A 16,094-nucleotide genomic window follows, 5' to 3' on the forward strand; every position below is an offset into this window, starting at 1 on the left:
TGGCCCGTTGGTCAAGTGGTTAAGACACCGCCCTTTCACGGCGGTAACACGGGTTCGAATCCCGTACGGGTCATCGGTAACTCGCTAAGCATTCGCTTAGCGAGTTTTTTGTTGTACGCCCGGCATGGGTGTAATCTATAGGGTAAAAGTCCCGAACTGTGAAGGCAGAAGTAACAGTTGGATTTTGAAAGAGTTGTTGAGCCAATATTTTGTAAGGCTGCCACATATCCATGACCACCATTTGAACACGATGAGTCGGTAAAGAACGAAAATAATCTTTTAACGTCCGACAACTACGGTCTTGAATCACATCAAATACCTTGAAGCCTCGAGGGTCTCCGATGACACATTGATATTTTCCTTTTTCGGTTGTCCCTTTAAACTCATCAATGGCTAAAATTTGTGGTAATGAGTGGTTCTCATAAGTATAATAACGGTCAAACCATCGAATCACCGTTGAGTGTCCCAATCCAAGCTCTTTCGCCACTTCCTTAAAATTGGCCGTTCTCACTTTGATAAGAAGGGCTTGAAGGACACGTTTCGTATGACGTTGATAGCGCTCTAAGAAGGTATATCGTTCATAGAAACGCTTCCCACAGGATGTACATTTATAGCGACGCTTTTTTAGAATGAGATACGTATACATTTCGCGAAATTTGACATCTCGAATCTTCTGCAGACGATAATCATGAATAGATCTTGTCCTCTCCCCGCACTGAGGACAACTTTGATGACAAGGTTTGGTTTCGATAAAAATTTCTAGGTGCGTATCCGTTTCCACAATATTTGACACAATGACATTTTCTAATCCAACCAGTTTTGTGATACAATAGTCTTGCATTTACGAAGTCTCCTTTTAAATGAGGTTTGGCCACTTTCATTATAAAAGAGAGCACTTCGTAAATGCTTTTTTATTTTATGAAATTCTTTACCCCAACATTTAGTATAGAACCTTTTTTGGTAAGCTGTTATGTTTATTTCCGTTTTTATCCATTAACCCTTTCCAAAATGTTTTTTAAAAAGTTATTTCAAGAATAATAATTTTTCATTCTTCAAAACAAAAATTTTGACGTCATTCGACACCCTTTTTCTTATTGAAACGCTTACAATTACTTATGAAAACGCTTAACAACATGGTTTTTTTGTAAGTTGTAAATTCATGTATAAAATTGTCGGAAAGTTTTTAACTATAAAGAAAGGAATTTTGGTTATGAAAACAAAATAGAGATGTATAAATACTTTTTCAGCAGGTGAGAAATGTGAAGGTCATGTATGAAACTCCAACTGATTTTGAGCTTCATCTGTTTCATGAAGGAAATTTATTTCAGGCATATACGTTGTTTGGTGCTCATATAATCAAAAATCGTGAGCAAACTTCAACGCGCTTTTGTGTTTGGGCTCCTCATGCGAAGCGTATTCGAGTGGTAGGGAGCTTTAATCATTGGAATGGAAGAGAGTATGAAATGACTCGTCTCAATCGAGAAGGAGTGTGGATGTTAACGGTGCCTCAAGATTTAACGGGGCATCTTTATAAATACGAAATCGAGTCACAAGAAGGTCATGTCTTTCATAAAACAGATCCATTTGCGTTTTATACCGAACTACGTCCACATACGGCTGGAATCATCTATAACTTGTCTGGATTTCAATGGGATGATGAAGAATGGTTAAGGAAAAGAATCCAAAAGCCTGTTTATCAGGAACCTTTGTTTATCTATGAAGTTCATCTTGGAACCTGGAAAAAGAAACATGGGAACGACTTTTTAACTTATCGAGAGCTTGCAAAAGAGCTTGTTCCATATGTTAAGCAACTAGGGTTTACTCATATTGAAATATTGCCGGTAACGGAGCATCCGTTTGATCGATCATGGGGATACCAAAGCACGGGATATTTTGCACCGACAAGCAGATATGGGACTCCGCATGATTTGATGTATTTCGTGAATGAGTGTCACAAGCACGGCCTTGGTGTCATATTAGATTGGGTTCCAGGACATTTCTGTAAAGATGCTCATGGATTGTATCGCTTTGATGGGCATTATTTGTACGAATATCCTGAAGAACGTGATCGTGAGAATTTCACTTGGGGAACTGCAAATTTTGATTTAGGAAAAAATGAAATACATAGCTTTTTGATTTCTAATGCGATTTACTGGTTGGACTATTACCACATTGATGGTTTTCGGTTAGATGCCGTGTCCAAAATTATTTACTGGCCCAATTCTCATGACTGCACCGTTAATCCATATGGGATTTCCTTTTTACAAAAACTCAATCGTGCTGTTGGTCAATATGATCCACATGTATTAATGATAGCTGAGGATTCTACCGATTATCCACGTGTAACTGCTCCGGTTCACCTTGATGGACTAGGGTTTCATTATAAATGGAACATGGGATGGATGAATGACGTGTTGACCTATATGGAGCTACCACCTGCAGAACGGTCGAGCGCTCACTCGAAAATGACGTTTTCTCTTATTTACGCCTTTTCTGAGAATTTTATCCTCCCGTTTTCACACGATGAAGTTGTACATGGAAAAAAATCATTACTTAATAAGATGCCTGGAGACTATTGGCAAAAATTCGCTCAGTTGAGATTGCTTTATGGATATATGGTCGCACATCCTGGGAAGAAGCTGCTCTTTATGGGAGGAGAGATTGGACAATTTGATGAGTGGAAAGATTTAGAAGAAATAGATTGGCATCTACTAGATTACGACATGCATCGAAAAATGAACGTGTATGTACGGAATCTATTAGCTTTTTACAAACAATCGAAACCATTGTATGAGTTGGATCATCAGCCGGAGGGATTTGAATGGATCGATGTGAATAATCACGAGCAAAAAATTTTCTCCTTTATTCGTAAAGCAAAAAATAAAGATGAATTTCTAGTTGTGATTTGTAATTTTAGTGAATATCCATATCACCAATATAAAGTAGGAGTGCCTCAAAAAGGTGCTTATCAAGAAATTTGGAACAGTGATGCCGAACAATATGGAGGTTTAGGTATCACGAATCCAAAAGCAGTCAATGCGCAAGAAGGGGTTTATCATGGTAAGCCATACCACATTGAAATATCGATTCCGCCATTTTCAGCAATCTTTTTTCAACCAGTAAACTCAAGAAAGGAGTGTCTAGCACATGGTGAAAGTCGATTGTGTCGCGATGTTGTTAGCAGGAGGGAAAGGAAGTCGATTAAACGAACTGACAAAAGATTTGGCCAAACCAGCAGTACCGTTCGGAGGAAAGTATAGAATTATCGATTTCCCATTAAGTAACTGTACCAATTCAGGGATTGAAACAGTAGGGGTGTTAACCCAGTATCAACCTCTTGTTTTAAACTCATATATCGGAATCGGTAGCGCTTGGGATTTAGATCGTAAAAATGGGGGTGTCACTGTTCTTCCACCATATAGTGTTTCTTCTGAAGTACGCTGGTATACAGGAACTGCAAGCGCTGTCTATCAAAATATCAATTATATAGAACAGTATGATCCGAATTATGTTTTGATTTTGTCTGGTGACCATATTTATAAAATGGATTACTCCAAGATGTTAGACTTCCATATTTCGAAAAATGCCGATGTGACGATTTCGGTCATTGAAGTTCCATGGGAAGAAGCGAGTCGCTTCGGCATCATGAATACAAACGAAGACCTTGAAATTATTGAATTCGAAGAAAAACCTGCCGTACCAAAGAATAATCTAGCGTCAATGGGAATTTATATCTTTAATTGGAAACTCCTTAAAGAATATTTAATACGTGACCACCAAAATCCTCACTCTTGTCATGATTTTGGAAAAGACATCATTCCTCTTTTACTCCGAGAGAAGAAAAAAATTGTTGCTTATCCGTTTCAAGGCTACTGGAAAGACGTAGGAACGGTTAAGAGTTTATGGGAAGCCAATATGGATTTGCTACGGGAAGATTGTGAACTGAATTTATTTGACCATTCGTGGCGTATTTATTCGGTCAATCCAAATCATCCACCTCAATACATTTCTGAAGAAGCCGAAGTCGAACGCTCTCTTATTAATGAAGGGTGTGTTGTCGAAGGAATTATTAAGCATTCTGTTATATTCCAAGGCGTGACGGTTGAAAAGGGAGCGATTGTTGAACAATCTGTTGTGATGCCTGGGGCACGGGTCGGCCAAAATGCGTTTATTAAAAACGCGATTGTTCCATCAAATGTCCATGTTCCTAGTGATTTAACGATTCTCCCAGAGGATGGAGAAGAAGTCATACTCGTCACTGAAGAACGAATTAACCGTTTAATCAATGTGTAAAGATTAAGCAAGGAGGTTGAAATTTTAATGAGTCATTCAATGCTAGGTGTGATTGATGCGACTACGTACAACGATTCGTTAGAGGATTTACTGCTACATCGTTCGTTAGCGGCCGTTCCGTTTGCCGGAAGATATCGGTTAATTGATTTTGTATTATCCAATATGGTTAATTCCGGTATTCAGAGTGTCGCGATTTTTCCTAAATTTCAATATCGCTCGTTAATGGATCATTTAGGTTCAGGGAAAAACTGGGATTTAAGTCGGAAACGAGACGGACTGTTTTTCTTCCCATCACCGAAATTAGAAAATACGTATCAAGGCATTGGTTCTTTTAATCATTTTGCTCACCATATCGACTATTTTTATCGGAGTCGTCAAACATATGCGCTCATTTCCAATTGCTTTACCGTTTGTAATATGGACTATCGCCCAATATTACAACGTCATATCGACGTCGGTTGTGACATTACGGAAATTTGTCATCAAGGTCGTTCGTTAGAAATGTATATTGTTGAAAAGTCCTTACTTATTGACTTAATTGAAAACCGTGAAAAATATGGGTATACGTGTATGCGTGATGTCGTCACGGATTTAAGAAGTCCATTTAATGTTTGTACGTATGAATATAATGGCTTTGCCGTCATGATTGACTCCATTCAAACGTATTACAAAACGAGCTTGAATTTGTTAAATCGAGAAGTGTGGAATCAAGTGTTTGTTTCTGACTATCCGATTTATACAAAGGTAAAAGACGAACCTCCAACACAATATCTTCCAGGGGCTTTTGTTAAAAATTCTATGATTGCTAATGGCTGTGTCATTGAAGGGCATGTTGAAAACTCGATCATTTTCCGAGCGGTGCATATTGGAAAAGGAACCGTCATAAAAAATAGTATCATTATGCAAAAAGGTATGATCGGTGAGAATTGTGAGTTGGATGCCGTCATTTTAGATAAAGACGTGAAAATTGAAAGTGGTGAACGTTTACGTGGACATAAAGATCAACCAATTGTGATTCGAAAAGGAACGATACAAGGAGCGCTGATGAATTCGTGAAAGTATTGTTTGTTGTCTCAGAATGTGTACCATACATTAAATCAGGAGGACTTGCAGACGTTGCAGGTTCGTTACCGAAAGAATTAAAACGATTAGGAACCGATGTTCGAGTAATACTCCCGAAGTATGGGATGATCCCTACTCACTTTCGGGAGAGGATGCGAAAAATTGCAGAATATACCGTATCAGTTGGCTGGCGTCAACAGTATTGTGGTATTGAATGTTTTGAACATGACGGTGTCATCTTTTACTTTATCGATAACGAATATTATTTTAAGCGAGACAAAATGTATGGATTTTACGATGATGGGGAGCGTTTCTCCTTTTTTTGCCGGGCTGTCTTAGAGAGTCTCCCACATTTATCGTTTTATCCCGATATTATTCATTGTCACGACTGGCACACGGGAATGATTCCGTTTTTATTACGAGTCGATTATCAGTTCCGTGAAGGATATCAACGTATTCGAACCATTTTTACGATTCATAATTTACAGTTTCAAGGAATTTTCCCGCGTGAAGTGATTTGGGAACTGTTAAATTTAGATCGGAAATATGACCATCCTGAGTATCTCGAATTTTATGGCAACATGAATTTTATGAAAGGGGCATTAGTATCTTCTGACTATATCACGACGGTGAGTCCAACGTATTGTCAGGAAATTCAAACCCCTTATTACGGAGAAAAGTTAGACGGGTTACTTCGCTGGCGAAAAGATTCTCTCATAGGTATTTTAAACGGAATCGATGACCAATTTTATAATCCCCTTTTCGACCCATATATTTGGCAACACTATTCTCCCCATCAGTTAGACGGGAAAGTGAAAAATAAAGAAGAATTGCAACGTAAGTTTGGGTTAGAGGTGAATCGTCATAAACCAATCATCGCCATGATTAGTCGGTTAACAAAACAAAAAGGATTAGACCTTGTTACCCATCTGTTCGATGAACTCCTTCAAGAGGATATTCAGTTGATTATATTAGGTACGGGTGATTGGGAATTTGAACAATTTTTCCAACAAAAAGCGAGCCAATATTCGGATAAAGTACGAGTGTCGATCGGTTTTAATGAGCCGTTAGCACATCAAATTTATGCTGGTTCTGATTTGTTTTTAATGCCTTCGAAATTTGAACCATGTGGTTTAGGGCAACTGATTGCCTTAAAGTATGGCACAATTCCGATTGTGCGGGAAACAGGTGGACTTAACGATACGGTCATAGCGTACCGGGACGATACAGGAGAAGGGAACGGCTTTTCCTTCACCAACTACAATGCCCACGATATGTTGTATACGATTCGACGGGCACTTCAATATTACAAACGGAAAGAAGTATGGGAAGTTCTTGTGAAACGAGCGATGGAACAAGATTATAGTTGGGCACAATCGGCCTTTAAATACAGTCAATTGTATGCGGACATCACCTCCAGGAGGGAAAGTCATGTTTTCTAATAAGGAAGAATTTAAACGTTCGTTTTTATCAAAGCTGGAGATGATGTGTGGGAAAAGATTTCAAGAATCAACGTCTTATGACCATTATGTCACGCTAGGACACATGGTTCGAGAATACATTAGTCCGGCATGGATCGAAACGAACGAACGGTATCGAACGACACATCAACGGCAAGTATATTATCTTTCCATAGAATTTTTGTTAGGGCGTTTGTTAACCCAAAATTTAATCAACTTAGGAATTAAAGAGCTTGTTGTAGAAGGGTTAGACGAACTCGGGATATCGTATCAACAGTTGGAGGAAATTGAACACGATGCAGGTTTAGGAAACGGTGGCCTCGGTCGATTGGCCGCCTGTTTTTTAGATTCGCTTTCTTCATTACAACTACCCGGTCATGGATGCGGCATTCGGTATAAGCACGGGTTATTTGAGCAAAAAATTGTCGATGGCTACCAAGTGGAGCTTCCGGAACAATGGTTACGACACGGACATGTATGGGAAGTACGAAAAGCAGATTTAGCCGTTGAAATTCCATTTTGGGGGTGGGTCGAACCGTATGAAAAAGATGGACGACTTTGTTTTCGCCATCTCGATGCAGAATATGTAACAGCCGTTCCGTACGATATACCAGTCGTTGGTTTAGAAGGAAAAACGGTTAATACGCTTCGATTGTGGAGTGCCGAACCATCTCCGTATCCGGTGTACAAAGATGTGATGAAGTATAAAAGAGAAACGGAAGCTATTTCCGAATTTTTATATCCGGACGACACCCACGATAAAGGAAAAATTTTACGGTTGAAGCAACAATATTTCCTTGTTTCCGCTAGTGTCCGTTCAATTATTCGGTCATTTTTATCAAGAGGCGGAGACATCAGACAGCTTCATCAATCCATTTGTATTCATATTAACGATACCCATCCCGTGCTGGCCATTCCCGAATTGATGCGTATTTTATTAGATGATTATGAGTTAGGCTGGGAGGAAGCTTGGTCTATCGTTACCCACACGTTTTGTTATACAAACCATACCACATTAACGGAGGCGTTGGAACGGTGGCCTGTTCGGTTATTTCAACCGCTACTCCCTCGTATTTACATGATTGTAGAAGAAATTAACGAACGTTTTTGCCAACTGTTGTGGGAGCGGTATCCGGGTGAATGGGAGCGGATCGAAAAAATGGCAATCATCTCTCATGGGGAAGTGAAAATGGCTCATTTAGCTATTGTCGGTAGCTTTAGTGTGAATGGGGTTGCCAATATCCATACAGAAATTTTAAAGAAACGGGAAATGAAGCTGTTTCATGAATATTACCCAACAAAATTTAATAATAAGACGAACGGCATTACCCATCGTCGCTGGTTGTTAAAAGCGAATCCGGAGTTATCTACTCTCATTACGGAAGGAATCGGTGAGCGTTGGATAAAAGATCCTTCTCATTTGGAAGAACTGCTAAAATTTCGAAATGATGGAGCGTTTATTAAAAAGCTTCGTAAAGTAAAAAAGAAACGGAAAGAAAAGTTAGCTGCGTACATTCAGGAACATCAAGGATTAGTGGTAGATCCTCATTCGATTTTTGATATTCATGTAAAGCGGATGCATGAATATAAGCGCCAGTTGTTGAACATTTTGCACATTATGTATCTGTATAACCGTATCAAAGAAGACACGACGTTTGATTTTCACCCGCGGACATTTATTTTTGGGGCGAAAGCGTCACCTGGTTACTTTTTTGCAAAAAAAATTATTAAGCTCATTCATTCGTTGGCGGAAAAAATCAATCGCGACCCAGCCGTAAGAGAGAAATTACAAGTGGTGTTTCTAGAAAATTATAGGGTCACTCTGGCAGAACTAATTATACCGGCGGCAGATGTGAGTGAACAAATTTCGACCGCAAGTAAAGAAGCATCAGGGACGGGGAATATGAAGTTTATGATGAATGGAGCGCTGACCGTCGGGACGATGGATGGAGCGAATATTGAAATATTTGAGCTCGTAGGTAAAGATCATATATTTATTTTCGGACTGACGGCTGATGAAGTATTACAATATCAACGGTTTGGTGGTTATCGTTCGATGGAATATTATCATTATGATTCTCGGATTCAGATGGTCGTTGATCAATTGGTGAATGGATTTTTCCCAAAAGCGGGTAATGAATTTGAAATCATTCGTGATTCATTATTGTCACATAATGATCCGTACTTTGTGTTACGTGATTTTTCATCCTATGTTTCTATCCAAGAACAAGTAGGGAAGGCTTATCAAAATAAACAAAATTGGTATAAAAAAAGCTTAGTCAATATTGCGAAATCTGGATATTTCTCAAGTGATCGGACGATTCGAGAGTATGCGAAAGAGATATGGAAAATCGGGCCGTATGAACCGGTAGCATGGGGAACAAATTAAATACAATGGAATCAATAAATAAAAAAGGGCTGATTTTTTCATTTTTTGGAAGGTCAGCCCATCGTTTTGGATTGGTATATATCATTCATCCCAATCTTGATCTTGCCATTCTTTGTCCAATACTTGCTCATAAGCTTCATGGACTTTATTTGGATAGACTTTGCGATTTTTTCCATAGATGTCTGTTCCGATGAAGAATTCCAATTGTTCGGTAAACCCTTCTCGATCCCATTCATCCCCTTGATACAAATGTCCGTAATTTTCAAAATCCCCAACAAAATCGGCTGGTGTTTCCGAAGTCCCGTAGCGTGCACTTTCTTGGAAACTGTCCTCTGTATCCTTCACTTCTTTATAACGTAGATGACGGAATGAATTTTTTGTTGGTGGTTCAAGAACTTGTTCTTCAACAGGGCGATCCGTTGCAGGTTGTTGTTCAGGTGAATGATCAACGCAATAAAGAGTGGACGGTATGGCTTCTAACCGTTCAAGTGGAATCGCTTTTCCGCAAACTTGGCAACGGCCGTATTCACCATTTTCAATTGCTTGTAGAGCTGCCTCAATTTTTCCGATTTCGCCCTCTGCATGGTCTTGGAGGGCCATGTCTTTTTCTCGTTCATATAACTCCGTACCTAAATCGGCTGGATGATTATCATACGAAGAAAGTTCACCAACATTTTCTCTTTCGTTGACGGTGAACATGTTCAGTCTGTCTCGTTCATATTGTTGGGTAAGCTGTTGTTTTTCGTTCAATAATTGTTGACGAAAATGTTCGATTTTTTCTGGTGATAGCATTTTCTCACTTCCTTTATCCATCCATTTAGCTTTAGTATGAGCCAACGGTTAATAAATTAGTGATAAAAGAAAAAATCGGGGCATTCCCCGATTTCTATTTGTTATAGGTAGCTACAAAGTAGGCCAATGGCAAATAATAGGCCGAAAAGTGTATTCGTTTGTGCAGTCGCTTTCATCGCAGGCATCATTTGAATTGGTTTCGTTTTTCCAATAAATCCTTTTACGGCTTTTACCGCTTTCGGTATACTTAAAAAGGTAATCATTAACCAAAGAGAGGTAATATTAAACGCAACTAGAACCATGACCCAAATGTAAGAGACGATAAACATTCCTGCTAACAATTTAATTGCCTTCGTACGGCCTATTAAAATGGCCAATGTTTTTCGTCCATTTTCTTTGTCTCCATCTAAGTCACGTATATTGTTCGCTAATAAAATGGCTCCAACGAGAAGAAAGCTTGGAACAGTGACCAAAATGCTTGTTACGTTAATAAATTCCGTTTGAATGTAAAACGAAATTAATATAATAAGCGTTCCCATAAAAAACCCTGCAGCTAATTCGCCAAATGGGGTATACGCAATCGGGATCGGACCACCTGTATAAAAATATCCCGCAGCCATACATACAAGTCCGATCACGGCTAACCACCAGGAAGTGTTCGCGCAAATATATACCCCTAATAATAAGGCAATAAAAAATAATGCATACGCTAAATAGAGCACCGTTTTTGGGGCAATTCCATGGCGGACGATAGCCCCGCCAATTCCAACAGATTGTTCATTATCCAATCCACGGATATAATCGAAATATTCGTTAAACATATTTGTCGCTGCCTGAATAAGGAGCGTTGCAATCATCATCGTTATAAATAACGAAAAGTTAATTTCCGTATATTGGATGGATAATGCAGTTCCTAAAAAAACAGGGACAAACCCAGCGGTCAACGTATGTGGACGAGTTAATTTCCACCAAACTCCCCATCCACGATCGTTAGAGAAGCTAGGAGATGGTTGTCCTATCATATTTTCCTCTCCCTTGTAATTCGTTATCAATTTACTTGTTGCAATTTCGTTACAAAATAAAGTGTAGGTAAAGGGGTAAAACGTGTCAATGACTTTTTCATATGAACCATTTCTAACCATTTAGTCACTCTACTCGGAAACAAGGCCTATAATAGTATATAATAAGGTTAGAATCAGGTTTACGAAGTGGGAGTCCGTTGACACGTATTGATGTTGAGTGTATCTTTAAATAAGTTTGAGAACGTTTCGTGCTTTTTGGTTTGGGGGGATATTTTTTGACTACGATTTCAACCGTTGATATACAATTGGATGCTAAAGAACGTGCGCGTAAAGACCTATTGTATCGAAGTTCAGTGTTCAAAATTCCGTTTATTGACCCCCTTTCCTTTTATAATAAAGGAAAGAAATGGTTTCAAGGAGAACGATTTTTTTGGAAAGATCCAGATGACGAGTTGATTATCGTTGGTTTAGGTATCGTTAAAAAAATTGAACTAATAGAACCTTCCGGTCGATTTGAAGCGTTACAAAAGAAATGGAACGATATTATAGAGAAAACGGTGATACAACATTCTTATAACGTTCCAGGAACGGGTCCTCTGTTGTTTGGAGGAATAAGTTTTGATCCGCAAATTGTCCCGTCCAACGAATGGATAGATTTTTCGCCAGTTATGTTTTATCTCCCATCCATTATGCTTACTGTTTACGATAACGAAACGTACCTAACAATGAACGGACCATTAACTGATCATTGGGAGAAAGAGCTGGAGAAACAAAAAGATTGGTTATTCAAACAGTTTGTTTTAAAGGAAGAAATTATAGAAGAACCAATACCGGCGATTGTTACCGTTAACGAGCCAAATGCGGAACAGTGGAAGGAAACCGTACGTCGTGTCATTAACCAAATTCAAACCGGTGAATTAGACAAAGTTGTCCTCGCTCGAAAAAAATACATTCAATTTTCGGAAGCGATTTTGTCCGATCGAGTATTACAGCGGTTGTGGGACGAACAGCATAAAAGTTTTATTTTTTCCTTGGAAGCGAACAAAAGTTGTTTTATCGGAGCTTCCCCGGAACGGTTAGTGCGTAAAATGCATCATGAAGTGCTTTCAACGTGCTTAGCTGGTTCGATTAAACGTGGGCTGACGATGGAAGAAGATGAGTCATTAGGAAAAGAATTGTTAAACGACCGGAAAAATGTTCAGGAACACAAATTTGTGGTCTCGATGATTCGTGACGTGATGGAAGCGCTTTGCTCGGAAGTTGATATTCCTGACGAACCGACATTAATGAAAACTCGAGATATTCAACATTTATATACGCCTGTCAAAGGATATACGGATGAGAAAACGTCGTTGCTTCAGTTTGTTCAAAGGTTGCACCCAACGCCTGCACTAGGTGGAGTGCCACGAGAGAAAGCGATGGAAACGATTCGAAAGGTAGAAGGAATGAACCGCGGCTTTTATGCTGCTCCGATTGGCTGGATGGATTATGAAGGAAATGGAGAATTTGCCGTTGCTATTCGTTCAGGCGTTCTACGAAATAACGAGGCGACTTTGTTTTCAGGTTGTGGTGTGGTAGCGGATTCTCAACCGGATAGCGAATTTCAAGAAACACGCATGAAGTTTCGGCCAATGTTACGTGCCATAGGAGGAACAGACGTATGAATCATGAAGAAGTGATGACCAATTATCTTTTCTCGTTCATCGATGGTCTCATTCAAGGAGGGGTCCGACACGCTGTTATTAGTCCAGGATCCCGCTCCACCCCCCTAGCGATGCTCTTAGCTGAACGTTCCCAAATCGAAACACACGTAATTGTGGATGAACGTTCAGCTGCTTTTTTTGCTCTAGGTATAGCAAAAATGTCCCAAGCACCCGTCGCGCTACTTTGTACATCCGGAACGGCAGCAGCGAACTATTATCCAGCTATTATTGAAGCAAAGTATGCTCGTGTTCCACTGATTGTGTTAACAGCCGACCGTCCGCATGAATTACGAGAAATTGGGGCTCCGCAAGCCATTGATCAGCTTTCGTTATACGGAAAACATGTGAAATGGCATGTCGATCTTGCCCTTCCGGAAGGGTCAGAGACGATGAAGCGATATGCGCAGGCAACGGCTGTGCGTGCGGTCACAGAATCCGTCCAGACTCCTAAAGGACCTGTTCATATCAACGTGCCGTTACGTGAACCGTTAATTCCACATCTTGAGCAACAGGTAGACAAGTTAATCCCGCCGATGAAAATACATACCGGAATGCTGAGCATGAGTGTGGCGCAAGCGGATGAACTTGCCTCAATGCTCGAACAAAAACAGAAAGGGTTAATTATATGTGGTCCGTTAGATGACCCGTCATGTGCAGAATCAATTGTTCGTTTTGGAAAAAAAGTTGGTTTTCCAATACTGGCAGATCCATTATCCCAATTGCGTTCCCAATCGAGCATGCACGAAGAAATTATTGACTGTTATGATACGTTTTTACGAAATGAAGAGGTCAAAAAGACATATCAACCAGACATCGTGATCCGTTTTGGAGCGATGCCTGTTTCAAAAGCGTTACTTCTTTATTTACAAGAACAGAAGGACGCTTATCATCTCGTTGTGGACGGTGGAGCGGGATATCGTAATCCTAACTTTTTAATGACGGAAATGATTTATTGTGAGGAACGAATATTCTGTGAAACGATGACGGAACGTGTAAAAATCCATCCGAACTTTGAATGGCTCAATCAATGGATTCAGTTAAATACACTGACGAAAGGAAAGTTGCAATCTTTTTCAACCGAGGAACTCAACGAAGGTGAATTAGTCCTTCGAATGAGCCGTTTACTTCCAGAAGAGAGTTTGTTGTTTGTTGGGAATAGTATGCCGATACGAGATGTAGATACATTTTTTCATCAAGTCCCGAAAAATATTCGCATCCTTGCCAATCGAGGAGCAAACGGAATCGATGGGGTTGTCTCTAGTGCATTAGGTGCAAGTCTGTATGCGAAACAAGCATATTTACTCATTGGAGATTTGTCCTTCTTCCACGATTTAACAGGACTGTTCATAGCGAAAGCTTATCATCTACCGCTTACGGTCATTTTAGTAAACAATAATGGCGGAGGAATTTTTTCGTTCTTACCGCAAGCGAAATATCCGAAGCATTTTGAACAATTGTTTGGTACACCTTTACATTTATCATTTGAATACTTGGCCCATTTATATGAAGGGGAGTATCATCTTATTCACGATTGGAATCATTTTGAACAAGAATTGTCGAAAACCAATCAACAAGGATTACGCATTCTTGAAGTACAAACGAATCGTGAAAGCAATGCCGCCATCCACCGCCAATTATGGGCTAACGTATCAGAAATTTTGAGTTTGTTTGTAAAGGAAGAGCATCTGTGAATGTTCGTGTGAATGGTGTAACGTACCATGTAAAAGTGAAAGGGGAAGGAAAGCCAGTTGTTTTACTGCATGGTTTTACGGGTGATATCACCTCCTGGGAAGATGTCCTTCCCTATTTCCCTTCTCGTTATCAATGGATTTTAATTGATATTTTAGGGCATGGGAAATCCGATCATCCTGAAGACCCAGCAAGGTACGATATTGTTAAAGTGGCCACTGATATTCGCGATTTGTTAGAAAAATTAGCTTATGAAAAAGTTCATATGATTGGCTATTCGATGGGTGGACGTCTTGCTCTCACATTTGCCGTGTTATTTCCAAACTGGGTAGAGACATTAATATTAGAAAGCGCTTCACCAGGGTTAGAGTTTCCAGAAGAACGAAAAGAACGTCAATTGGCGGATGCTCGTTTGGCAGATATGATATTACATAAAGGAATCGAGTTCTTTATTGATTATTGGGAGCGTATTCCGTTATTTGCGACCCAGAGTCAGCTGCCTGAGGACGTGAAAGAAAAGAAAAGAGCACAGCGAATGAAAAATCATCCGGTTGGTTTAGCCAACAGTCTTCTCGGAATGGGGACAGGAAGTCAACCATCTTGGTGGGACCAACTTACCAACCTCCATTTTCCAGTTCTATTATTGACAGGCAAAATGGACATGAAGTTTTGTCGGATTGCTGAGCGAATGGTTCAACGATTGCCTATGGCCCAACACGAGGTCATTGAGGGAGTAGGGCATACAATTCATATGGAACATCCAGAAAAGTTTGGTACAATAGTAGATAGGTTTTTAACAATACATAAGGGAGGTTCTCGTCATGGCCATTGAATGGGTAAAAGAGAGAGAATATGAAGACATTATTTATGAAACATACAATGGAATTGCTAAAATTACGATTAACCGTCCAGAAGTTCGTAACGCTTTTCGTCCAAAAACGGTGCAGGAGCTGATCGATGCATTTGCGTACGCACGTGATGATTCCAAAATTGGTGTCATTATTTTAACAGGTGCGGGAGATAAAGCGTTCTGTTCAGGTGGAGACCAAAAGGTGCGTGGTCACGGAGGATACGTAGGCGACGATAATATTCCTCGTCTGAATGTACTGGACTTACAACGTTTAATCCGTATTATTCCAAAACCAGTGATTGCGATGGTGGCAGGCTATGCAATTGGAGGAGGACATGTTCTTCATGTCGTTTGTGATTTAACGATTGCTGCTGATAATGCGATCTTTGGTCAAACAGGTCCAAAAGTAGGTAGCTTTGATGCAGGATATGGTGCTGGCTATTTAGCACGAATTGTTGGTCATAAAAAAGCGAGAGAAATTTGGTATTTATGCCGTCAATACAATGCCCAAGAAGCATTAGAAATGGGGCTTGTCAATGCGGTAGTGCCGCTTGAGAAATTAGAGGAAGAGACAGTAAAATGGGCAGAAGAAATTTTAGAAAAGAGCCCTACAGCTATTCGTTTCCTAAAAGCAGCATTTAACGCCGATACAGATGGTTTAGCAGGATTACAACAACTCGCCGGCGACGCAACATTACTGTACTATACAACAGACGAAGCAAAAGAAGGAAGAGATGCATTTAAGGAAAAACGGAAACCAAACTTCGGTCAATTCCCACGTTTTCCATAAGAAAGTAAGGGGGTTCTCTCATCGTCCATGAGAACTCCCTTCTT

The 16,094-nt window shown here is 39.9% G+C and carries 12 protein-coding genes and 1 tRNA gene; 10 read left to right on the forward strand and 3 right to left on the reverse strand.

Annotated elements, in window-relative coordinates; translation table 11 throughout:
* Position 1 precedes the first annotated feature (1 nt).
* Positions 2-73, forward strand: a tRNA-Glu gene (locus tag H0Z31_14595).
* On the opposite strand, the gene H0Z31_14600 is transcribed toward H0Z31_14595, so the two are convergent.
* Positions 71-841 (reverse strand): transposase, encoded by a 771-nt coding sequence (locus H0Z31_14600; GenBank protein ID MBO8178657.1) that lies wholly within the window; start codon positions 839-841, stop codon positions 71-73. The genes H0Z31_14595 and H0Z31_14600 overlap by 3 nt on opposite strands.
* A 427-nt stretch (positions 842-1,268) precedes the next feature.
* Between H0Z31_14600 and glgB the strand changes: the two genes are divergently transcribed.
* Genes glgB through H0Z31_14625 form a run of 5 tightly spaced genes read left to right on the forward strand, consistent with a single transcriptional unit; the run spans position 1,269 to position 9,204 of the window.
* The gene (gene glgB, locus H0Z31_14605; protein MBO8178658.1) at positions 1,269-3,260 is read left to right on the forward strand and encodes a 1,4-alpha-glucan branching enzyme; all 1,992 of its coding nucleotides are present in this window, start codon (positions 1,269-1,271) and stop codon (positions 3,258-3,260) included.
* Complete coding sequence (locus tag H0Z31_14610) at positions 3,148-4,293, forward strand: glucose-1-phosphate adenylyltransferase (protein ID MBO8178659.1); 1,146 nt, start codon at positions 3,148-3,150, stop codon at positions 4,291-4,293. The genes glgB and H0Z31_14610 overlap by 113 nt, the downstream gene beginning before the upstream one ends.
* A gap of 27 nt (positions 4,294-4,320) precedes the next feature.
* Complete coding sequence (locus tag H0Z31_14615; GenBank protein MBO8178660.1) at positions 4,321-5,349, forward strand: glucose-1-phosphate adenylyltransferase; 1,029 nt, start codon at positions 4,321-4,323, stop codon at positions 5,347-5,349.
* Complete coding sequence (gene glgA, locus H0Z31_14620; GenBank protein MBO8178661.1) at positions 5,346-6,797, forward strand: glycogen synthase GlgA; 1,452 nt, start codon at positions 5,346-5,348, stop codon at positions 6,795-6,797. Before H0Z31_14615 ends, glgA begins: the two co-directional genes overlap by 4 nt.
* A complete protein-coding gene (locus tag H0Z31_14625; protein MBO8178662.1) occupies positions 6,787-9,204 on the forward strand; it encodes a glycogen/starch/alpha-glucan phosphorylase in 2,418 nt (805 codons plus the stop codon). The genes glgA and H0Z31_14625 overlap by 11 nt, the downstream gene beginning before the upstream one ends.
* Positions 9,205-9,285: 81 nt before the next feature.
* Here the strand turns inward: H0Z31_14625 and H0Z31_14630 are convergent, their stop codons facing one another.
* The gene (locus H0Z31_14630) at positions 9,286-9,996 is read right to left on the reverse strand and encodes a TraR/DksA C4-type zinc finger protein (protein ID MBO8178663.1); all 711 of its coding nucleotides are present in this window, start codon (positions 9,994-9,996) and stop codon (positions 9,286-9,288) included.
* 101 nt (positions 9,997-10,097) lie between these two features.
* A complete protein-coding gene (locus H0Z31_14635) occupies positions 10,098-11,018 on the reverse strand; it encodes a 1,4-dihydroxy-2-naphthoate polyprenyltransferase (protein MBO8178664.1) in 921 nt (306 codons plus the stop codon).
* A gap of 284 nt (positions 11,019-11,302) precedes the next feature.
* On the opposite strand from H0Z31_14635, the gene H0Z31_14640 reads away from it, so the two are divergent.
* From H0Z31_14640 to menB, 4 genes are read left to right on the forward strand one after another with little or no spacing between them, the layout of a single operon-like run.
* A complete protein-coding gene (locus H0Z31_14640) occupies positions 11,303-12,682 on the forward strand; it encodes an isochorismate synthase (GenBank protein MBO8178665.1) in 1,380 nt (459 codons plus the stop codon).
* Positions 12,679-14,412 carry a 2-succinyl-5-enolpyruvyl-6-hydroxy-3-cyclohexene-1-carboxylic-acid synthase gene (menD, locus tag H0Z31_14645; GenBank protein ID MBO8178666.1) on the forward strand — a complete coding sequence of 578 codons (1,734 nt, stop codon included), beginning with the start codon at positions 12,679-12,681 and terminating at the stop codon, positions 14,410-14,412. The genes H0Z31_14640 and menD overlap by 4 nt, the downstream gene beginning before the upstream one ends.
* Complete coding sequence (menH, locus tag H0Z31_14650; protein MBO8178667.1) at positions 14,409-15,242, forward strand: 2-succinyl-6-hydroxy-2,4-cyclohexadiene-1-carboxylate synthase; 834 nt, start codon at positions 14,409-14,411, stop codon at positions 15,240-15,242. The genes menD and menH overlap by 4 nt, the downstream gene beginning before the upstream one ends.
* On the forward strand, positions 15,232-16,050 hold the full coding sequence (menB, locus tag H0Z31_14655) for a 1,4-dihydroxy-2-naphthoyl-CoA synthase (GenBank protein MBO8178668.1): 819 nt from the start codon (positions 15,232-15,234) through the stop codon (positions 16,048-16,050). The genes menH and menB overlap by 11 nt, the downstream gene beginning before the upstream one ends.
* The last annotated feature ends 44 nt before the right edge of the window (positions 16,051-16,094 follow it).

The organism is Bacillus sp. (in: firmicutes), assembly GCA_017656295.1.
Lineage (GTDB): Bacteria > Bacillota > Bacilli > Bacillales > JACDOC01 > JACDOC01.